This is a genomic window from Sphingomonas sp. Leaf4, from assembly GCF_920939515.1.
Taxonomy (GTDB): Bacteria; Pseudomonadota; Alphaproteobacteria; order Sphingomonadales; family Sphingomonadaceae; genus Sphingomonas.
In genome coordinates, this window is the sequence record NZ_CAKLBB010000008.1 from 124336 (window position 1) to 145326 (window position 20991).

Here is a 20991-nt window from a genome sequence, read left to right on the forward strand (position 1 = left end):
GGTGCCGCCCCTTTTTTATGGACCGGTCAGCCGCGAACCAGTGCGCTGCCGGTAATTTCGATCCGCACCGCAAGCCCCTCGGCACGCCAGTCGCGGGTGATTGTCCCGCCCAGTTGCTGTTCGACGCTGAGCGCCGCCAGCCGGGTGCCGAAGCCTGTCGTACCGGGCGCACGATCGGCCGGCGGGCCGCCCGTCTCGCGCCAGTCGATCGTCAACCGGTCGTCCGTCCGCCCGATTTCGATCGTCACCCGCCCGTCCGGCACCGACAGGCTGCCATATTTGGCGGCGTTGGTCGCCAGTTCGTGGAACACCAGCGCGACCGGCGTCGCGCCGCGATCGTCGATCGGTGTGTCCTCACCCGCGATCCGCCACTGGCCGGCATCATAGGGCGACAGCAGTTCGGCCAGCACATGGTGCAGCGTCGCATCGCCGATCGACGGGCGCGAGCGTTCGCTGTGCGGGCGCGCCAGATCATGCGCGACGCCCAGCGCGGCGATCCGCGCCGCCAGCACGTCGGCGAAGTCGCGCATCGCCGGCTCCCGCCGGGCCGACATGCGCAACAGGCCGGTGATGACCGCGAAGATATTCTTGATGCGATGGCTCAGTTCGCGGCTGAGAATCTCGTTCTGCTCGGCGGCGCGCTTGGCGGCGTCGATGTCGGTGCAGGTGCCGATCCAGCGGACGATCGCGCCTTCGGCATCGCGCACCGGCACCGCCCGGCCCAGGACCCAGCGATAAGTGCCGCTATGGTGGCGCAGGCGATATTCGATCTCGTAATCGTTACCGGTCGCAAGGCTGTGCCGCCACCGCGCCCATGCCCGCTCCTGATCGTCGGGATGGAACATGCCGTTCCATCCTTCGCCATCGGTCGACCCGGCGGGAACGCCGGTAAAACGATACCATTGCGCATTGTAGAAGTCGTGATGGCCATCGGGCCGCGTCGCCCACACCATCTGCGGCATGGCGTTGGTCAGCGTGTCGAGTTCGGCCTGCGTCGCCGCCCGATCGGTTTCGGCGCGAAGGCCCGCCTCGGCATCGAGCGCGATGCCGATCCACGCCCCCTGCCCTTGCGTGACCGTCAGCGGCCGAAGCGTCAGCGTCGCGCGATACGGTCCGTCACGGCCGATCAACGTGGCCGGAATGGTGAGCGGCGCGCGGTGCGCGGCGGCGTGCCATGCGGCGACAGTTTCGGCACGATCCGCTTCGATCAGGTGATCGATCCATGAACTTCCCTGCCATCGATCGCTGATCTTCTTGTCCCAACATGGGTTAACCCGGAGCAGTCGCCCGTCGAAATCGCTGACCCAGGCGGGAAGCGGAAGCGTGTCGACGATCTCGTGCCACAATGGATCGGCGTGGGTCGCGCCGGTGGAAACGCTGGTCATCGCCATGTCCGATGTTGGAGGATGCGGTCACGACCGCTTGATTTGCGGATCGGCCCCGTTCGATGGTCCGCCAGAACATCCGGGAACACTATCCGCATGCTTATCATCCGGTTATTGCGCAGCGACGATGGTAACATGGCGAACGGGCCGGCTGAATTTATCGTCGCCATATCCATCCGCCGGATGAATTGTTCGGGTAGATTCAAACAACGCCATTGACCCGTACCGGTTTGCAACGCATGCGGATGGGTATTGAAGGAGACTTTCATGGCAGACGACAATTCCGAACTGAACGCGATCGAGCTTGCGGCCGAACTGACTATTGCCTGGCTGAACAACAGCAACAACCGCGTCGCAGCAGAGGATGTTCCGGCCTTCCTGCAAACCATGCACTCGACCGTTCTCGGCCTTGCTTCGGGCGTGCCGGAAACCGAGGACGCGGTGCCGCAGCAGGATCATGTGGCGGCGGTGTCGGTGCGCAAGTCGCTGGCGTCGAAGGACCACATCATCTCGATGATCGACGGCAAGCCGTACAAGACGCTGCGCCGTCACCTTGCCGGCCACGGCCTGACGCCGGAAACCTATCGCGAGCGCTATGGCCTGCGCCCTGATTATCCGATGGTCGCCGAAACCTATTCGCAGAGCCGTCGCGACATGGCCAAGCGGATCGGCCTTGGCCGCAAGGCACGCACGGTCGACACCAGTGAAGCCAGCGAAGGCGGTGCCGACGACGCCCCGCGCCGTCGTGGCCGCAAGCCCAAGACCGACGCGGAATAAGACCGGTTCGGGGCGGCCACCGCGCCGCCCCGTTCCCGTTCAATCGAGCGCGACGATGTCGTGCCCGCGCAGCAGGTGCGTACAGAGTTGCGCCTCGGGCGTATCGCCCGGGCTCAATGCCGCGACCGTCGCCCAGCCTTCGCTGCGCAGCCGGGCGGCGACCGCCGGATCGCTGTCTTGCGGCAGGAACAATCGCACCCGCTCGCGCTGGCCCAGCCCGGCATCGAGCAGCGCATCGGCATAGAGCGAGAAGCCGACCGCCGATTCCTCGGCACCATCGGCATGGCACACCGCATAGCTGCCGCCGCGTCCGACCTCGCCGAGCACGCCCTGCGCGAACAGCGAGAAGCCAAGCCACGTCTGATATTCGAAGCCGTGCCGTTCGGTCGGGTCGAGCGTGACCGCGATGTCGCTCCCCAGCGTCGCGACGATCTGCGCCACCGCATCGAGGCGTGAGGTCAGCCGCCCAGCCGGGTCCGACGCACGCAACCGGTCGAGCGCGGTGGCGAACGGTCCCGCCGCCTCGACCAGCGGCAGATAGGCGGGATCGATCGCCGCGACCCGCCCGGCATCCTTGGCGTCGAGCGCGGCGATCAGCTCGCCCCGCACCGCCGGCGTCAAGTCGCTCGCCAGCGTCGCCACCAGATCGGGCAGGGTGAAATCGATCGAGATACCGGTGACACCGGCGGCCCGCAGCGCCTCGACCGCGACGGTCACGATCTCGCTGGCGGCGGCGACCGTATCGAGCCCGAGCAGCTCCGCGCCGATCTGGCGCAGCGCGCGGCGCGGCGACAATTCGCTGGCGCGCAGTTTCAGCACCGGACCGGCGTAGGACAGCCGCACCGGGCGCGGGTGATGGCCCATGCGCGTCGCGGCAATGCGCGCGACCTGCGCGGTCAGGTCGGGGCGGATGGCGAGCGTGCGCTGGCTGACCGGATCGACGAAGCGCACCGCATCGGTGACGCGCGTGCCTTTCAACCGCCCGGCCAACCCCGCCTCGAATTCGGCGAGCGGCGGGTCGACCTGCTCATAGCCATAGCCATGCGCGACCCCCAGCACCGCATGTTCGAACCGGCGCAGGCCGTCGGCGGCGGGGGGCAGGCGGTCGTGAAACCCTTCGGGCAGGAGGCCGGTATCGTTCATGGCGCTCCCCTAGCGGGTGTGAGGCGAGCGGGGAAGCAAGCGTTGCTTGTCCCCGACGCAAACGGGCCGCCGATCGCTCCGACGGCCCGTCGCATTCGTTCCGGCCGGATCAGAACGCCAGCGGCATCGCCGTCTTGACGCCGGGCAGCGCGCGGACCTTGGCGATCAGCTCGGGCGTCACCGCATCGTCGAGCGACAGCAGCACGATCGCCTCGCCACCTGCTTCGCGGCGGCCGAGGTGGAAGGTGCCGATGTTGACGCCCGCTTCACCCAGCGCGGTGCCGATGCGGCCGATGAAGCCCGGCGCGTCCTCGTTCACCACATAAAGCATGTGGCCCGCCAGATCGGCCTCGACCTTGATGCCGAACAGCTCGACGAGGCGCGGCTGGGCGTTGCCGAACAACGTGCCCGCGACCGAACGCTCACCGGCTTCGGTCTTGAGGCTGACGCGGACCAGCGTGTGGTAATCGCCCTCGCGGTCGTTGCGGACCTCGCGCACCTCGATCCCGCGCTCTTTCGCGAGGAACGGGGCGTTGACCATGTTCACCGTGTCCGACTGGACGCGGAGGAACCCGGCGAGCACCGCGCCGACGACCGGCTTCTGGTTCAGCTCGGCGGCGGCGCCTTCGCTATGCACCGACACGCGCGCGATCGCGCCGGTGGTGAGCTGGCCCACGAGGCTACCCAGCTTTTCGGCCAGCGCCATGTATGGCTTCAACCGCGGCGCTTCCTCGGCCGACAGCGAGGGCATGTTGAGCGCGTTGGTGACGCCGCCCGACACGAGGTAATCGGCCATCTGCTCGGCGACCTGGATCGCGACATTGACCTGCGCCTCGCTGGTCGACGCGCCCAGATGCGGGGTCGAGATGAAGTTCGGCGTGTTGAACAACGGCGAATCCTTGGCCGGCTCGGTCTGGAACACGTCGAGCGCCGCCCCGCCGACCTGACCCGAATCGAGCGCGGCCTTGAGCGCCGCCTCGTCGATCAGCCCGCCGCGCGCGCAGTTGATGATCCGCACGCCCTTCTTGGTCTTGGCGAGATTCTCGGCCGACAGGATGCCCCGCGTCTGGTCGGTCAGCGGCGTGTGCAGCGTGATGAAATCGGCGCGGGCCAGCAACTGGTCCAGCTCGACCTTCTCGACACCGATCTCCATCGCGCGTTCGGGCGACAGGAACGGATCGAAGGCGATGACCTTCATCTTGAGGCCCTGCGCCCGGTCGGCGACGATCGAACCGATGTTGCCGGCACCGATCAGCCCCAGCGTCTTGGCGGTCAGCTCGACACCCATGAAGCGGTTCTTCTCCCACTTGCCCGCCTGCGTCGAGGCATCGGCCTCGGGCAACTGGCGCGCGAGCGCGAACATCAGCGCGATGGCGTGTTCGGCGGTGGTGATCGAATTGCCGAACGGGGTGTTCATCACGACGACACCGGCGGCCGAGGCGGCGGGAATGTCGACGTTGTCGACGCCGATGCCGGCACGGCCGACGACCTTCAGGTTGGTCGCGGCGGACAAGATGTCCTTCGTCACCCTGGTCGAGCTGCGGATGGCGAGGCCGTCATAGTCGCCGATGATCGCCTTGAGCTCTTCGGGCGTCTTGCCGGTGATCTCGTCCACCTCGACCCCGCGTTCGCGGAAGATCTGGGCGGCTTTCGGGTCCATCTTGTCGGAAATCAGAACTTTAGGCATGTCAAATTCCTTCTCCCTCTCCCCTTCAGGGGAGAGGGCCGGGGAGAGGGGAATGCGGGGAGCGGGCCGGAGAGGGTGCGTGACGGCCCCTCTCCCAACCCTCTCCCCTGAAGGGGAGAGGGCTTTTAAGCCGCCTTTGCGGTCGCGTAGGCCCAGTCGAGCCACGGTCCGAGCGCCTTGACATCTGCGGTGTCGACGGTCGCGCCGCACCAGATGCGCAGGCCGGCCGGCGCATCGCGGTATCCCGCGACGTCATACGCCGCGCCTTCGGCTTCGAGCAGCGACGCCATCTTCTTGATAAGTGCCTCGTCGGCCCCCTCGACGGTCAGGCAGACGCTGGTCTTCGACCGCGTCGCCGGATCGGCGGCGAGATGGCCAAGCCAGTCGCGCTCCTCGACGATCCGGTCCAGCGCGGCGGCATTGGCATCGCTGCGCGCGATCAGGCCACCCGTACCGAGCGACTTGCCCCATTCGAGGCTCAGAATCGCATCCTCGACCGCCAGCATCGACGGGGTGTTGATCGTCTCGCCCTTGAACACGCCTTCGGTCAGCTTGCCCTTCGACACCAGCCGGAAGACCTTGGGCAGCGGCCATGCCGGGGTATGGGTTTCGAGCCGTTCGACCGCGCGCGGGCCGAGGATCAGCACGCCATGCGCGCCCTCGCCGCCCAGCACCTTCTGCCACGAGAAGGTCGCGACGTCGATCTTGGCCCAGTCGATGTCATAGGCGAACACGCCCGAGGTCGCGTCGGCGAACGACAGGCCCTCACGATCGGCGGGAATGAAATCGGCATTGGGAACGCGCACGCCGCTGGTGGTGCCGTTCCAGGTGAACAGCACGTCATGGCTCCAGTCGATCGCCGACAGGTCGGGCAACTGGCCATAGTCGGCGCGCACGACGGTGGGATCGATCTTCAACTGCTTGACCGCGTCCGTGACCCAGCCCTCGCCGAAGCTTTCCCATGCGAGCGCGGTGACGGGGCGTGCGCCCAGCATCGTCCACATCGCCATTTCGAACGCGCCGGTGTCCGATCCGGGGACGATGCCGATGCGGTGGGTGTCGGGCAGGTCGAGCAGCTCGCGCATCAGGTCGATGCAATATTGCAGGCGCTGCTTGCCGATCTTGGAGCGGTGCGAGCGTCCGAGGCTCGCCGGGTTCAGTCGCTCGGCCGACCAGCCGGGCGGCTTGGCGCAGGGGCCGGACGAAAAATAGGGACGCGCGGGGGTCGTGGCCGGTTTCGGCGGCAGGTCGGTCATGTCAGTCTCTCCTCACAGAGAGCACGCGCTGCGTTGGGACAGCGTGGCCCGCCGATGCCCCTAACGATGTTGCGCGGAGCCCGCAAGCCGCGATTGGATCGTGCGTGATGGTGCAAAAGGATGGTTGGCATAGTGGAACCGGTAGTAGCCTTGCTGCGTTGCGGCTAATCTGGACCAACTGGATTGCGCACCATGACGATGCCTACCGTCCTGATCGTCGAAGACGAGATGCTGGTCGCGACCGATCTGGAAGCGTCGCTGGAAGAACTTGGCTATCGTCCGGTCGGCATCGCCGCCGACATGCCCAAGGCGGCGCAACTGGCACAGATGCGCCCCGATGTCGCGCTGGTCGATTGCAACCTGCGCGACGGGCTGACCGGTCCGCAGATCGGGCGGATGCTGGGCTGCACCTATGGCACCACCGTCATCTTCCTGACCGCCAATCCGCGCCTGCTCGAAGGCGGCGTGGAGGGCACGCTCGGCGTCGTGTCCAAGCCGTGCGGATATGACTCGGTCGGCCAGATCGTCGAATTCGCCGTGCGCGCGCGCGCCGGTGATCGCAGCGCGCCGCCGATGGGCATGAAGCTGTTCGGCGTGACCGAGCCGCTCGCGCTGCACGCTTAACCGACGGTTCAGCCGCCCGGGCGCATCGGCGGCGCGTATCCGTTGACCGGCCGGGAGCACCCGCCGATAAGGAAGCCATGACGCGCCTGCTCGGTGGCCTCGGAGCCGCTCTCCTCCTGTTCGCGCAACCCGCCGCCGCGCAGTCGATGCTGCGCGATGCCGAGACGGAGGCGCTGCTGAACGACATGGCACGCCCGATCGCGGTCGCCGCCGGGCTCGATCCGCGCAACTTCAACGTCGTGCTGTTGCAGGACAAGTCGATCAACGCCTTCGTTGCCGGTGGCCAGACGGTGTATCTTCATTCAGGCCTGATCGACGCCGCCGACGACGCCAACGAGGTGCAGGGCGTCATCGCGCACGAGATCGGCCATATCGTCGGTGGGCACGTGCCGCTCGCCGGGCGCGGCATGGCCCCGGCGACCGGCATCACCATCGTCAGCCTGCTGCTCGGCGTCGCGGCGATGGCGGCGGGCGCGGGCGAAGCGGGCGCGGGCATCCTCGCCGCCGGGCAACAGGCGGCGATGGGCAGCTACCTCTCGTTCAGCCGGACGCAGGAAAGCGCTGCCGACGCCGCCGGCAGCCGCTTCCTGCGCAGTGCCGACGTGTCGGGTCAGGGGATGCTGGACTTCTTCAAGAAGCTCCAGAACATGGAATATCGCCTCGCGATCCCGCAGGACAACAGCTATCAGCGCACCCACCCGCTGACCGGCGAGCGCATCGCCAACCTGACCGGCGACGTCACCGCCTCGCCATCGTTCCGCAAGGCCACCGACCCCGCGCTCGAACTGCGCTTCAAGCGGGTGCAGGCCAAGCTGCGCGGTTATGTCAGCGATCCCAAGGATACGTTGCGCCGTTATCCCGCCAGCGACCAGAGCGTGATGGCGCATTACGCGCGCGCTTACGCCTATCACAAGTCGGGATACCCTGAGCAGGCGGCGGCCGAGACGCTGGCGCTGGTGAAGGCCCAGCCCGACGATCCCTATTTCCTCGAACTCGAAGGGCAGATCCTGCTCGAATCGGGCAAGCCCAGGGATGCGCTGGCGGCGCTGCGCGAGGCGACCGAGCGGACCCGGTCGTCGCCGCTGATCGCCGCGACCTTCGGCCATGCGCTGATCGCGACCGAGGACCCCGCACTCCTGCCAGAAGCCGAACGGGTGTTGAAACAGGCGATCGCGCGCGACGGCCAGAACCCGCTGGCATGGTATCAGCTATCGATCCTCTACGAACGGCGCGGCGATCCGGCGCGGGTGGCGCTGGCGATGGCCGAATATGCGTCGCTGTCGGGCGACAACGGCATGGCGCTGGCAAGCGCCAGCCGCGCGCTGGCGCTGTTGCCACAAGGGTCGTCGGATTGGGTTCGGGCACAGGACATTCAGATGACGTCGCAGACCGCCGCGGAGGAAGAACGCCGCAACCGCCGCCGGAGCGGCCGTTGATGCGCGGCGCGATCGGACAGGGAATCATGATCCTCGTCGCAGGCCTGGCCGGGGCGGGCGGAGCGATCGTCGCGCAGCGCCATGCGGGCGGTGGCGAGGCGAACGGCGCGGCGATCCGCGACTATATCCTCGCCAACCCGGAAATCCTGCCCGAAGCCATGCGCCGGTTGCAGGCGAAGGAAGCGGGCAAGACGGTGGCGGCCAACCGCGCAGCGATCGTTGAGCCGTTTCCCGGCGCGATTGCGGGCAACCCCAACGGCGACGTCAGCGTCGTCGCCTATCTCGACTATGCCTGCGGCTTCTGCCGCGCCAGCCTGCCGGCGATCACCGGGCTGATCGCCAGCGATCCGAACGTGCGTATCGTCTATCGCGAACTGCCGATCCTGTCGCCCGACAGCCGCAGTGCGGCGCAGATGGCGCTGGCCGCCGCGACGCAGGGCAGGTTCAAGCCGTTCCACGACGCGCTCTATGCCGCCGGGCGGGTCGACGCCGCATCGATCGCGCGCGCGGCGCAGGTCGCCGGGCTGGACCAGACTGCCGCGCGCGCGACCGCGAACGGCGTGCAGGTGAGCGGCGAGATCGAGCGCAACCTTAAGACCGCGTCGCTGCTGGGCTTCACCGGCACCCCGTCATGGGTGGTCGGCGATCAGGTGCTGGGCGGCGCGCAGACGTTGCAGGGGCTACAGGCGGCGGTGGCCGAGGCACGCCGGGCGAAGGTCGGGGCATGACCGGCTGGACGCGGCGCGCCACGCTCGCCGGCCTTGGTGCCGCGAGTGCGACACCACTGCTCGGCGCGACCGCGAAGGCGGGGCCGTTCATCGATTCGCTCAGCTTCCTGCCCGACGATCTGGCCGACGTCACCCGCGCCGGGCTTGGCGCGATGATCGCCGATGTATCGGAAGTGGAGGAAATCCGCGATGCGGCGGGGACACCGCGCTATCTGCGCGGCTTCCGCGTCAACGACGCCGCGCTCGACAAGGCGGTCGCGCGGCTGGCCAAATCACCTCACGCCTATGTCGCGCTGAAGGGTAGCGACATCGGCAAGCGGCCGGGGTGCGCCACCTTCCTGCAATTCCAGTCGACCGAGACGGTTGGCGACGACCTGACCCGGATCGCGCGGTTTCATGCGAAGGGCCTGCGCGTCCTGCAATTCACCCATCACAACGACAACGCCTTCGCGGGTGGCGCGTTGCAGCGAGTGCAAAGCGGCCTCACCCCGCTCGGCCGGGCGGGGCTGGCCGAGATGAACCGGCTGCGCATCCTGCCCGATGTCAGCCACGGGTCGGACGCGACGATGCTGGAGGCGGCACGCGCCTCGACCACGCCGATCGCGCTCAGTCACGGCGCGGCGCGCGCGATCGTCGACCATCCACGCTGCGCGCCCGACAGCGTGATCCGCGCCATCGCCGATCGGGGCGGGGTGATGGGCGTGTTCATGATGAGCTTCTGGCTCACCCGCCGCGCGGTGCCGACCGTCGCCGACTATGTCACGCAGGTCCGCCACGTCGCGAAGGTCGGCGGGATCGGCGCGGTCGGCGTCGCCAACGACTTTCCGATGGGCGGTCAGGCGAACCTGCTCAAACTGAACAACGACAATGCGCGCGGCATCGGCGAATATCTCGACTGGTGGCGGGCGATGCGCGCCGAACGTATTCCCGGCTTCGACTGGACCCCGGCGCATGTCGTCATCCCCGCGCTCAACCGGATCGACCGGATGCAGCGGATCGCCGATGCGCTAAGGCATGCAGGGTTTCGTGCGCGCGAGGTCGACATGGTGATGGGCGGTAACTGGCGGCGATTGCTGACCGACGTGCTGGGGTAGGAGTCGGACCCAAACGCCTTTCCCCCGTAATCGAATCATGGGACAAGCCGCCCATGGACCCCATTCTTTCGATCCGTGGCGTCGCCAAGACCTATGCGTCGGGCACTGTCGCGCTGTCGCCGACCGACCTCGACATCGCCCGGGGGGAGATCTTCGCGCTGCTCGGCCCCAATGGCGCGGGCAAGACGACGCTCATCAGCATCATCTGCGGCATCGTGACCGCCAGCGAGGGCACGATCACCGCCGCCGGGTTCGACACGGTGCGCGACTATCGCGAGACGCGCACCCGGATCGGGCTGGTACCGCAGGAACTGCTGACCGATGCGTTCGAGACGGTGATGGCCACCGTTACCTTCTCGCGCCGGTTGTTCGGGCGGCACGGCGATCCGGCATTCATCGAGAAGCTGCTGCGCGACCTGACGCTGTGGGACAAGCGCAATGCGAAGATGACCGAATTGTCGGGCGGCATGAAACGCCGGGTGATGATCGCCAAGGCGCTCAGCCACGAGCCCGACATCCTGTTCCTCGACGAGCCGACCGCCGGGGTCGATGTGGAGCTGCGCCGCGACATGTGGCGGCTGGTCCACGACCTGCGGGAACGCGGCGTCACCATCATCCTGACGACGCATTATATCGAGGAGGCCGAGGAGATGGCCGACCGCGTCGGCGTCATCGCCCGGGGCAAGCTGATCCTCGTCGACGAAAAGTCCGCGCTGATGCGCAAGCTGGGCAAGAAGACGCTGACGCTGACGCTCGCCGACCCGATCGAGCGGGTGCCCGACACGCTGTCGCACTGGCCGCTGACGCTGACCGACGGGGGGCATGTGCTGACGTTTTCGTTCGATGCCACCGCCGAGGACAATGGCGTCCGCGCGCTGCTGCGCGCCGTCGACGAGGCGGGCGTTGCGTGGAAGGACATCGCGACCAAACAGTCGAGCCTCGAGGATATTTTCGTCGGGCTGGTCCATGAACAGGAGGGCCGGGCATGACGTTCAACTGGCACGGTGTGCTCGCCATCTATCGCTTCGAACTGGCGCGGTTCGGGCGCACCATCTGGACCTCGCTGCTGACGCCGGTCATCACCACGTCGCTGTATTTCGTGGTGTTCGGCACCGCGATCGGCAGCCGAATGAACGAGGTATCGGGCGTGCCGTACGGCGCGTTCATCGTCCCCGGACTGATGATGCTCACCATGCTGACCGAGAGCATCTTCAACGCCAGCTTCGGCATCTTCATGCCGAAATGGTCGGGGACGATCTACGAACTGCTCTCCGCGCCGGTCTCCACGCTGGAGACATTGGTCGGCTATGTCGGCGCGGCGGCGACCAAATCGGTCATCGTCGCGCTGGTGATCTTCGCTACCGCGCATCTGTTCGTCGACGTGACGCTGGCGCATCCGCTGTGGGCCTTCGCCTATCTCCTCCTCGTAGCCGTGACCTTCTGCCTGTTCGGTTTCATCCTCGGGCTATGGGCCAAGGGGTTCGAACAGTTGCAGGTGATCCCGCTGCTGGTCGTGACGCCGCTCACCTTCCTTGGCGGGGCATTTTATTCGATCGACATGCTGCCGGGCGTATGGCGGACGATCAGCCTGTTCAATCCGGTCGTCTATCTCATCAGCGGGTTTCGCTGGACCTTCTTCGGGACCGGCGACGTATCGGTCGCCGCCAGCCTCGGCGCGACGCTCGGCTTCCTGTGCCTGTGCGTCGCGGTCATCACCATGATCTTCCGCACCGGATGGCGGCTCAAGAAATAAGGACGGTTGCGATGGATTTGGGAATTGCCGGCCGGACCGCGATCGTCTGCGCCTCCAGTGCTGGACTCGGCCGGGCGTGCGCGACCGAACTGGCGCGCGCGGGCGTGCATGTCGTAGTCAACGGACGCGATGCGGCCAAGCTGGCCGCGACGGCGGCGGTGATCCGGGCCGAGACCGGCGTGACCGTGACCGAAGTCGTCGCCGATCTTTCGACCGAGGCCGGCCGCGCGGCGCTGCTCGCCGCCTGCCCCGCCCCCGACATCCTCGTCAACAACAACGGCGGGCCGCCGGTCCGGCCTTATACCGAACTGGAGGCCGATGGCATCCGTGCCGGGCTGGAAGCGAATTTCGTGACTCCCGCGCTGTTGTTGCAGGCGGTGCTGCCCGGCATGGTCGAGCGTGGCTTTGGCCGGGTGATCAACATCACCTCGGGATCGGTCAAGATGCCGCTTCCCGGACTCGACCTGTCGAGCGGCGCGCGCGCCGGGCTGACCGGGTTCGTGGCGGGGATCGCGCGTCAGGTGGCAGGCGCGAACGTGACGATCAATGCGCTGCTCCCCGGATCGTTCGACACCGCCCGCATCGCGTCGATGAGCGAAGCGGCGGCGGCGAAGAACGGGACGACGCCGGAGGCGGAAAAGGCGAAGCGCGCGGAAGCGATTCCGGCGAAGCGGATCGGCGATCCGGCGGAGTTCGGCGCGGCGTGCGCGTTCCTGTGTTCGGCGCAGGCGGGGTTCATCACCGGGCAGAGCCTGCTGATCGATGGCGGGGCGTTTCCGGGGATTTTGTGAGGGCTCTGGTCACGCGGCGGTAGGAAGGAAATTGGTTCGCGCGAAGGCGCGGAGACGCGGAGAAAAAGCAGAAGGGTTTTTCGCGCAGAGGCGCAGAGAGGTTCCGGGTGGGACAACTGCGGTTCGTCCGGCGAAGCCTTTTCCTGCCGCCGCCCGAGATAGAAAGCCGCTATCGCGGCAAACACTCCCTCTCCGCGCCTCTGCGCCTCTGCGCGAAAAAATTCTTCCCGAGTGAAGCCGGGCCATGCCCCAACCCCAAGCGGCTCCCCTTCGCGTCTCCGCGCCTTCGCGTGAACCAACCTTCTTCCGGCCGTCAGAAGATACCAAGAAACTTCTTGCGCTGCTCCTTGCGCTCGCCCCGGTTCGACCGGCCGTTTTCCGCCTTGGCGGTGGTCCCCCGCCCCACGTCGTCGCGCGCCTCGCCACCGGTCGTACGCTGGGCCCGTGCGGTGGCGCCCGCCAGTACCGGCCCGCATGCCGTCGCCTTCGCATCGCCCGGATCGACGAACGCCAGCACCCCCGCCAGCGGCGTCGCGACCACTGCCAGCCCCAGCGCCGCACCCGCCCGGCCGAGCAATTCGGGGCTGACGACCGAATAGGAGGGAGAAGCGAAATAGCCGCCGATGCCGACCGGCGATTGTCCCCCCAGCAGCGAGAATCGCTTCGAATCGGCCCGGAACGCGAGATCGATCGTCTCGTTGCGGAAGCTGAACCCGCCGCGCCCGATCATCACGTTCTTCTGGGTATCGATCAGGATCGGGTCGGCCGCCGCCACCCCCTGTCGCACGGTGAAGCCGATCAGCCCGCAGTTGATCCGCACCGGCTCCTTCAACCGCCCCTCGAACATCTTCTGGGCAAAGGTGCCGAGGTCCAGTTCGGACAGTTGGATGTTGCGCGTCCAGAAACTGCCCGCCGGCAGGATGATCGCAATCCGCCCGTTCGAGGCCGCCAGCGAATCCTGCACGGTATCGCCGACCCCGGTCAGCTTCACCCGCGCCTTGACCGTGCCGGTCGTCCCCGCCTCCTCGACCCCCCATCCGGCGAGCAGCCGCCCCATCGGCGTCGGCGACAGGCGGATGTCATAGTCGGTGACGGCCGGGCGCTTGCGCGCGTCGATGACGATGTCGGACGCGACATTGCCGCGCGCCATCGCGAAGGTGAGCGGCGACAGTTTGAGCAGCCGGTCTTCCAGGTCGAGCGTCAGATCGGCGTTCGAGATCGGCAGGCTGCGTGCGCGCAGCGTGCCGACCTTGTAGCGGACTTTCGCGTCGAAATTCTTCAGCGCCTCGACGTTCAGCCGGGCGTTGGGCAGCAGCCGGGGGGCATCGCCTTCGCGGGTGATGACGCCCGCCGCCCCCTGCGCCTCGACCCGTTCGAGATCATAGCCGACGAAGGCCGACACATCGACGATGTCGAGCGTCCGCGTCGTCAGGTCGGCGGTCAGCAGCAGGCGGGGTTCGCGCTGGGTCACGGTCAGGCTGCCCGCCAGATCGCTGTCGCCGAACACGCCCCGCAACCGGGTGAATTTCCAGTCGGGCCCGTCCTTGGTCATGCGCCCGGTCAGGCGATAGGTGCGCGTGTCGGGCGTGAGGATTCCCAGCACCGCGAACACATCGGCCAGATTGCGCCCGCGCAGCCGCACCGCGAGGTTCGATCCATCGAGCTGGGTCGGTCCGGGCAGCGTTCCGGCAAGGATCGCGACCGATCGCGCGACCTCGATCCGCGCGGTCAACTGGTTCTCGCCGCCGCGGATCGTGGCGTTGGGCGACTGCAACTGCCCGGTCAGCCGGAACGGGCGGCCGCGCACCGTCCCCTGCCCCCGCGCGCGGATCGCCGAATCGAAGCGGGTGTCGCTCGACGTGACGGTATCGAGCAGGAAATTGCCGTCGAGCACGAACTGCGGATCGCGGTAGCGGATGCGCGTGTCGCGGAACGTGCCGGCACGTACCACCGGCAATTCGAGCTTCTTGCCCTTCGCGTTCGGATCGCCGAACGTCCAGGTGTTGCGCTGCCGTCGCGCGTCCCAGTGGAGGTCGGCACGCGCGCCGTCGAGGTCGAGCCAGTTGACCCGCCGCCGCCCGAACAGGAAGGTCAGCGTCGCGACCGAGCTGTCGAGCTTGCGCGCCTCGAACGTGTTGCCGCCGCCGGCCCATGCGGGGTTGGAGACGCTCAACCCCTCGGCCAGAAACTTCAGATCGATGGGGTTGAAATAGAACTGGAAATCGCCCGCTACCCGGATCGTCCGGCCGCTCTGGGCAGAGGCGATGCGTTCGAACGTGCCTTTCAGAAACCGGCCCTTGGTGATGAACAGCACCAGCCACGCCAGAACAACCGCCGCGACGATGCCGAGCAGGACCCGCACGACGATCCGTCGCCAGTCGCGGCGGGGGCGGGGCATGTCGGCGGAGCCGATCGTCTGGGGAACTTCGGCCATGCCGGATCAACCGTTCGGCGGCGTAACGAGTTCCGGCGGTTGCCTTTTGGCGCGCGCCCGGTTAGGAGCGCGCTCTTTCCACGACCCCGAAGGGATTCGCCCGGCCATCTGGGGCTGCCGCGGCAATCCGCACGTCGTGATTTTCGAGGAGACCAAAATGCCCAAGCTCAAGACCAAGAGCGGCGTGAAGAAGCGCTTCAAGCTCACTGCCACCGGCAAGATCAAGCACGGTGTCGCCGGCAAGCGCCACCGCCTGATCTCGCACAACGCGAAGTACATCCGCCAGAATCGCGGGACTTCGGTCCTGGCCGACGCCGACACCGCGCGTGTCAAGGCGTGGGCGCCCTACGGCCTTCGTTAAGGAGTACTGACCAATGGCACGCATCAAGCGCGGCACGACCACCAAGGCGAAGCACAAGCGGATTCTGGATCAGGCGAAGGGCTATTACGGCCGTCGCAAGAACACGATCCGCATCGCGCGCCAGGCCGTCGAAAAGGCCGGCCAGTACGCCTATCGCGACCGCAAGGTTAAGAAGCGCACCTTCCGTGGCCTGTGGATCCAGCGCATCAACGCCGGTGTCCGCGCGGAAGGCATCACCTATTCGCAGTTCATGCACGGCTGCAAGCTGGCCGGCATCGAACTCGACCGGAAGGTCCTGGCCGACATCGCGATGCACGAGGAAGCCGCCTTCAAGGCGATCGTCGCGCAGGCGAAGGCCGCCCTGCCGGAACAGGCCGCCGTCGCCGCGTAACGCGCTGGCGGTTCCTGTTAGGGACACGAGACGCCGGTGGGGCAACCCGCCGGCGTTTTTGTGTTTTCCGGTTGCGGGTCTGGCTCCGTCATCCCGTCGAAGGCCAGACCATAATCGTCGTTCCCGCCTGCGCGGGAACGACGAGCGGGGCCGGCTGCGCATCTTCGAACCCTGCGTCTACATCGTCGCCAGTCGGCGCAACGGCACGATCTATACCGGCGTCACCAGCAACCGCGTCCAGCGCGTCCACCAGCATCGCAGCGGCACCTTTCCCGGCTTTACCATCGACCATGACTGCACCCGCCTCGTCTGGTTCGAACGCCACGACACCATGGAAACCGCCATCCAGCGCGAGAAGCGGATCAAGAAGTGGAACCGTGACTGGAAGCAGAATCTGATCGAGCAGACCAACCCCCACTGGCACGACCTCGCCACGGGGCTAGGCTTCCCGCCCATCCCGCAATAAAGCGGCAGGATATCTGCGTTACCACCGGAGCCACCGTGACCCCCGATCTCGACCAATTGCGCGCCGATCTGCTCGCCGCCATCGATGCCTCCGCCGGGCTCGATGCGCTCGACGCGGTGCGTGTCCATGCGCTGGGCAAACAGGGGGCGGTGACGGGACTGCTCAAGACGCTGGGCGGGCTGTCGCCCGACGAGCGGCAGGGCGTCGCGCCGCGCATCCACGCCCTGCGCGAGGCGGTGAGCGACGCCATCGCCATGCGCAAGGCCGATCTGGAGGCGCGCGCGCTGGCGGCGAAGCTGGCGTCGGAGCGGGTCGACCTGACGCTGCCGGTCGATCGCCCTGCTCCCGGCGCGGTGCATCCCGTCGCCCAGGTCATGGACGAACTCGCCGAAATCTTCGCCGATCTGGGCTTCGCGGTCGCGACCGGGCCGGAGATCGAGGACGACTGGCATAATTTCACCGCGCTCAACATTCCCGAGACGCATCCGGCGCGGGCGATGCACGATACGTTCTACGCGCAGCGCCGAAGCCTGCGGGGCGAGCAGTCGGCAAGCGCGGCCGGCGGTGCCGAAGCGCCGTCCGACGACGGTGGCTCCGCCACCGTCGCGCCCGAACGCTACGTCCTGCGCACCCACACCTCCCCGGTGCAGATCCGCACGATGATGGCCCAGCAGCCCCCGATCCGCATCATCGCGCCGGGCCGGGTCTATCGCAGCGATTCGGATGCGACCCACACGCCGATGTTCCACCAGATCGAGGGCCTCGTCATCGATCGCGGCATCCATATGGGGCATCTCAAATGGACGCTGGAGACGTTCCTCAAGGCCTATTTCGAGCGCGACGACATCGTCCTGCGCCTCAGGCCCAGCTATTTCCCGTTCACCGAACCGTCGGCCGAGGTCGATGTCGGCTACCGCCTGGAAAAGGGCCGTCGCGTCGTCGGTGGCGATCCGGCGAAGGGCAACGGCGGCTGGATGGAGGTGCTGGGCAGCGGCATGGTCCACCCCAGGGTGATCGCGGCCTGCGGGCTCGACCCGGACGAGTGGCAGGGCTTCGCCTTCGGCACCGGGGTCGATCGGTTGGCGATGCTGAAATACGGCATGGACGACCTGCGCCCGTTCTTCGACGGCGATCTGCGCTGGCTCAGACATTATGGATTCAACAGCCTCGACGTGCCCACGCTGTCGGGAGGAGTAGGCGCATGAAGTTCACCCTTGGCTGGCTCCGCGAGCATCTCGACACCGATGCCGGGATCGACACGATCCTCGATGGGCTGACCCGCATCGGGCTGGAGGTCGAAGGTGTCGAGAACCCGGCGGCGAAGCTGGACGGCTTCCGCGTCGCGCGGGTGCTGAGCGCCGAGCGCCATCCGCAGGCGGACAAGCTGCAGGTGCTGTCGGTCGATGCCGGTGACGGCCCGATGCAGGTGGTGTGCGGCGCGCCCAATGCGCGCGCGGGTCTGCTCGGGGTGTTCGGGATGCCCGGTGCGACGGTGCCGGCGAACGGCATGGTGCTGAAGGTCGCCGCGATCCGCGGTGTCGAATCGAACGGCATGATGTGTTCGACCCGCGAACTAGAGCTGGGCGAGGATCACGACGGGATCATCGAACTGCCGCAGGACGCCCCGGTCGGCACCCCCTTCCCCGCCTATGCCGGGCTCGACGATCCGGTGATCGACGTCAGCATCACGCCGAACCGGCAGGACTGCATGGGCGTGCGCGGCATCGCGCGCGATCTGGCGGCGGCGGGATACGGCGTGTTGAAGCCGCTCGTCGTGCCGCAGGTAGCGGGCGACGGTCCCGGCCCCGATATCGCCATCGAGGATGCCGGGGGTTGCCCGGCGTTCCACGGACAGGCGGTGCATGGCCTCACCAACGGCGAATCCCCCGACTGGATGCGCCGGCGGCTGACCGCGATCGGGCAGAAGCCGATCTCGACGCTTGTCGACATCACCAATTACGTGATGTTCGATCTGGGGCGGCCGCTCCATGTGTACGACATGGCCAGGCTGAATGGCGGTCTCGTCGCGCGCAAGGCGGTGGCCGGCGAGAGCGTGGTGGCACTCAACGGCAAGGCGTATACGCTGGCCGGCGGCGAGACGGTGATCGCCGATGCGGGCGCGGTCCACGACATCGGCGGGATCATGGGCGGCGAGCATTCGGGCGTGTCGGCCGACACCACCGACGTGCTGATCGAATGCGCGTATTTCACCCCCGAAGCCATCGCCCGCACCGGACAGCGGCTCGCGCTGACCAGCGATGCGCGGACGCGGTTCGAGCGCGGGGTCGATCCGGCGTTCCTCGACGACGGGCTGGCGATCGCCACCGACTATGTGCTGCGGCTGTGCGGCGGGACCGCCAGCGGCGTGACACGCGCGGGCGAGCCGCCGCTCGACGCGCGGACGATCGTCCATGATCCGGCGCGGGTCGCGTCGCTCGGCGGGCTGGACGTCGCCCCGGCGCGGCAGCGTGAGATTCTGGAACGGCTGGGCTTCACGATCGGCGACGACTGGACGGTAACGGTGCCGTCGTGGCGGCGCGATATCGACGGCGTGGCCGATCTGGTCGAGGAAGTGATCCGGATCGAGGGGCTCGACAAGGTGCCCTCGACCCCGCTCGATCGCGGGGCGGGGGTCGCGCGGCCGACCGCGACGGCCGAGCAGAAGCTGGAGCGGCGGATGCGTCGCGCGGCGGCGGCACGTGGCCTCGCCGAGGCGATCACGTGGAGCTTCATCGCCGACGACGCGGCCGCACCGTTCGGTGGCGGGGCGTGGGAGGTCGTGAACCCGATCGCCAGCGACCTGGCGGTCATGCGGCCGTCGCTGCTGCCCGGACTGCTGAGCGCCGCCGCGCGCAACCTGAAGCGCGGGGCGGGCAGCGTGCGGCTGTTCGAGATCGGCCGGCGCTATCTCGCCGATGGCGAGCGGGCGACGCTGGGCATCGTGCTGGCGGGCGAGCGCAGCCCACGCGGCTGGCGCGGCGGCAAGGCGCAGGGCTTCGACGCGTTCGATGCCAAGGGCGAACTGCTGGCGCTGCTGGAGGCGGCGGGCGCGCCGGTCGGCAACCTTCAGGTGATGGAGGCCGTCGGCGAGGTGTTCCATCCGGGGCAGTCGGCAACGCTGCGGCTCGGCCCCAAGACGGTGCTGGCGGTGTTCGGCGTGCTGCATCCGCTACTGGCGAAGGCGTTCGACCTGCCGCAGGGCACGGTCGCGGCCGAACTCTACCTCGACGCGCTGCCGGCGAAGCGGGGCAGCGGGTTCATGCGCCCGGCCTATGCGCCGCCCACATTGCAGGCGGTGACGCGCGACTTCGCGTTCCTCGTCGGCGATGGTGTCAGCGGCGACCAGTTGGTGCGCGCGGTGCGCGGCGCGGACAAGGCGGCGATCGTCGATGCGCGGCTGTTCGACGTGTTCGTCGGCAACGGGGTCGAGGCCGGCCACAAGAGCCTCGCGGTCGAGGTGACGTTGCAGCCGGGTGCCAAGAGCTTCACCGATGCCGAGTTGAAGGCGGTGTCGGACAAGGTCGTCGCGGCGGCGGCCAAGATCGGCGCGAGCCTGCGGGCATGACCACCACCTTGTCGAACGGCATCCTGACCGCGACGATCGCCGATCTGGGCGCGGAGTTGCTCTCACTCAGCGATGCCGGGGGGCGCGAGCTGATGACCGACGCCGATCCGGCGTATTGGACCGGGCATGCGCCGATCCTGTTTCCGATCGTCGGGCGGCTGCACGGCGATCGCTATCGGCTGGGCGACACGAGCTATGTCATGCCGCAGCATGGCTTCGCGCGGCGGCGCAACTTCGCGAAGGTCGCACAGGACGACACGTCGGCGACGTTCGCATTGGCGGACGATGCCGAGACGCTCAGCATGTACCCGTTCGCGTTTGTGCTTCACGTGGAACATTCGCTGGAAGGTGCGACGCTCAAGACCTTGGTAAGCGTGACAAATTCGGGGGAGCAAGACCTGCCGGCGAGCATCGGCTTTCATCCGGCGTTCGCATGGCCGCTCCCCTATGGTGGGGCCAAGGAAGCGCACCGGATGATGTTTTCCGACGCCGAAGCGGGCACCATCGCCGAAATCGCGGCCAATGGGACGATCTCGGCCAACCCCCGGCCGTCGCCGCTGGAAGGTCGGGTGTTGCACCTGACCGACAGGCTGTTCGAAGACGACGCGCTGGTCTGGGACCCGGTTGCCAGTACGTCGGTATCCTATGGGACCGAGAGCGGACGGCAGTTGCGGGTCGATTTTCCGGGGATGCCGCGGCTGGGAGTCTGGACGAAGCCGGGTGCGAACTTCGTCTGCATCGAGCCGTGGGACGGGATCGCCGACCCGGAAGGGTTCGATGGCGATATCTTCGACAAGCCCGGAATCCGCCGGGTCGCGCCGGGAGAGACGCATCGGGTGGCGATGTCGGTGACGTTGGTCGGTTGATTGTCACGCGAAGGCGCGGAGGCGCGGAGAAGAAGGTTTTTCGCGCGGAGGCGCAGAGAGGTTGTGCCCAGGACCGCTGTAGTGGTCCGGCGAAGCCTCCCGTTATCGCGTGAGAAGGAGAGCCGCTGACGCGGCAGGCGCACCTCTCTGCGTCCTTCGCGTCCTCTGCGCGATAACTTTTTCTTCTCCGCGCTTCCGCGCCTTCGCGTGAAAACAGCCTCGAACGCCGGACCC

Annotated in this window: 19 protein-coding genes; 14 read left to right on the forward strand and 5 right to left on the reverse strand. The window is 67.6% G+C overall.

The window, feature by feature from the left end:
- Positions 1 to 26 precede the first annotated feature (26 nt).
- The gene (locus LRA89_RS13635; RefSeq protein WP_230771007.1) at positions 27 to 1385 is read right to left on the reverse strand and encodes a sensor histidine kinase; all 1359 of its coding nucleotides are present in this window, start codon (positions 1383 to 1385) and stop codon (positions 27 to 29) included.
- Positions 1386 to 1652: 267 nt separating this feature from the next.
- Between LRA89_RS13635 and LRA89_RS13640 the strand changes: the two genes are divergently transcribed.
- Positions 1653 to 2162: a MucR family transcriptional regulator gene (locus LRA89_RS13640; RefSeq protein ID WP_230771009.1), complete on the forward strand. Its 510-nt coding sequence runs from the start codon at positions 1653 to 1655 to the stop codon at positions 2160 to 2162.
- A gap of 39 nt (positions 2163 to 2201) precedes the next feature.
- On the opposite strand, the gene LRA89_RS13645 is transcribed toward LRA89_RS13640, so the two are convergent.
- The 3 genes from LRA89_RS13645 to LRA89_RS13655 all read right to left on the reverse strand — a co-directional run bounded on the left by LRA89_RS13645 (position 2202) and on the right by LRA89_RS13655 (position 6248).
- Positions 2202 to 3305 (reverse strand): ATP phosphoribosyltransferase regulatory subunit, encoded by a 1104-nt coding sequence (locus LRA89_RS13645; protein ID WP_230771011.1) that lies wholly within the window; start codon positions 3303 to 3305, stop codon positions 2202 to 2204.
- Between the two features lie 109 nt (positions 3306 to 3414).
- Positions 3415 to 4992: a phosphoglycerate dehydrogenase gene (gene serA / locus LRA89_RS13650; RefSeq protein WP_230771013.1), complete on the reverse strand. Its 1578-nt coding sequence runs from the start codon at positions 4990 to 4992 to the stop codon at positions 3415 to 3417.
- 125 nt (positions 4993 to 5117) lie between these two features.
- Positions 5118 to 6248, reverse strand: a complete 1131-nt coding sequence (locus LRA89_RS13655) for a phosphoserine transaminase (protein ID WP_230771015.1) — start codon at positions 6246 to 6248, stop codon at positions 5118 to 5120.
- A 192-nt stretch (positions 6249 to 6440) separates the two neighbouring features.
- On the opposite strand from LRA89_RS13655, the gene LRA89_RS13660 reads away from it, so the two are divergent.
- The 7 genes from LRA89_RS13660 (at position 6441) to LRA89_RS13690 (ending at position 12674) form a co-directional block, all read left to right on the forward strand.
- Complete coding sequence (locus tag LRA89_RS13660) at positions 6441 to 6872, forward strand: response regulator (protein WP_230771017.1); 432 nt, start codon at positions 6441 to 6443, stop codon at positions 6870 to 6872.
- A 77-nt stretch (positions 6873 to 6949) separates the two neighbouring features.
- On the forward strand, positions 6950 to 8308 hold the full coding sequence (locus LRA89_RS13665) for a M48 family metalloprotease (protein WP_230771019.1): 1359 nt from the start codon (positions 6950 to 6952) through the stop codon (positions 8306 to 8308).
- Positions 8308 to 9036 (forward strand): DsbA family protein, encoded by a 729-nt coding sequence (locus LRA89_RS13670; RefSeq protein ID WP_230771021.1) that lies wholly within the window; start codon positions 8308 to 8310, stop codon positions 9034 to 9036. The genes LRA89_RS13665 and LRA89_RS13670 overlap by 1 nt, the downstream gene beginning before the upstream one ends.
- A complete protein-coding gene (locus tag LRA89_RS13675; RefSeq protein ID WP_230771023.1) occupies positions 9033 to 10130 on the forward strand; it encodes a membrane dipeptidase in 1098 nt (365 codons plus the stop codon). The genes LRA89_RS13670 and LRA89_RS13675 overlap by 4 nt, the downstream gene beginning before the upstream one ends.
- A 53-nt stretch (positions 10131 to 10183) precedes the next feature.
- Positions 10184 to 11119, forward strand: a complete 936-nt coding sequence (locus LRA89_RS13680; protein ID WP_230771025.1) for an ABC transporter ATP-binding protein — start codon at positions 10184 to 10186, stop codon at positions 11117 to 11119.
- A complete protein-coding gene (locus LRA89_RS13685; protein WP_055762001.1) occupies positions 11116 to 11883 on the forward strand; it encodes an ABC transporter permease in 768 nt (255 codons plus the stop codon). Before LRA89_RS13680 ends, LRA89_RS13685 begins: the two co-directional genes overlap by 4 nt.
- A gap of 11 nt (positions 11884 to 11894) precedes the next feature.
- Positions 11895 to 12674, forward strand: a complete 780-nt coding sequence (locus LRA89_RS13690) for an SDR family oxidoreductase (protein ID WP_230771026.1) — start codon at positions 11895 to 11897, stop codon at positions 12672 to 12674.
- 313 nt (positions 12675 to 12987) lie between these two features.
- On the opposite strand, the gene LRA89_RS13695 is transcribed toward LRA89_RS13690, so the two are convergent.
- On the reverse strand, positions 12988 to 15108 hold the full coding sequence (locus LRA89_RS13695; protein ID WP_230771028.1) for an AsmA family protein: 2121 nt from the start codon (positions 15106 to 15108) through the stop codon (positions 12988 to 12990).
- A gap of 157 nt (positions 15109 to 15265) precedes the next feature.
- Here LRA89_RS13695 and rpmI point away from each other — a divergent pair, with 157 nt between their 5' ends.
- Genes rpmI through LRA89_RS13725 form a run of 6 tightly spaced genes read left to right on the forward strand, consistent with a single transcriptional unit; the run spans position 15266 to position 20757 of the window.
- On the forward strand, positions 15266 to 15469 hold the full coding sequence (rpmI, locus tag LRA89_RS13700) for a 50S ribosomal protein L35 (protein WP_055757212.1): 204 nt from the start codon (positions 15266 to 15268) through the stop codon (positions 15467 to 15469).
- Between the two features lie 13 nt (positions 15470 to 15482).
- Positions 15483 to 15860 (forward strand): 50S ribosomal protein L20, encoded by a 378-nt coding sequence (rplT, locus tag LRA89_RS13705; protein ID WP_055762009.1) that lies wholly within the window; start codon positions 15483 to 15485, stop codon positions 15858 to 15860.
- A gap of 58 nt (positions 15861 to 15918) precedes the next feature.
- Entirely contained in the window at positions 15919 to 16326 is a 408-nt protein-coding gene (locus LRA89_RS13710; protein ID WP_329958515.1) for a GIY-YIG nuclease family protein, read from the forward strand.
- A gap of 35 nt (positions 16327 to 16361) precedes the next feature.
- Entirely contained in the window at positions 16362 to 17531 is a 1170-nt protein-coding gene (gene pheS, locus LRA89_RS13715) for a phenylalanine--tRNA ligase subunit alpha (protein WP_230771031.1), read from the forward strand.
- On the forward strand, positions 17528 to 19891 hold the full coding sequence (gene pheT, locus LRA89_RS13720; protein ID WP_230771033.1) for a phenylalanine--tRNA ligase subunit beta: 2364 nt from the start codon (positions 17528 to 17530) through the stop codon (positions 19889 to 19891). Before pheS ends, pheT begins: the two co-directional genes overlap by 4 nt.
- Complete coding sequence (locus tag LRA89_RS13725; RefSeq protein WP_230771035.1) at positions 19888 to 20757, forward strand: aldose 1-epimerase family protein; 870 nt, start codon at positions 19888 to 19890, stop codon at positions 20755 to 20757. The genes pheT and LRA89_RS13725 overlap by 4 nt, the downstream gene beginning before the upstream one ends.
- Positions 20758 to 20991 lie beyond the last annotated feature (234 nt).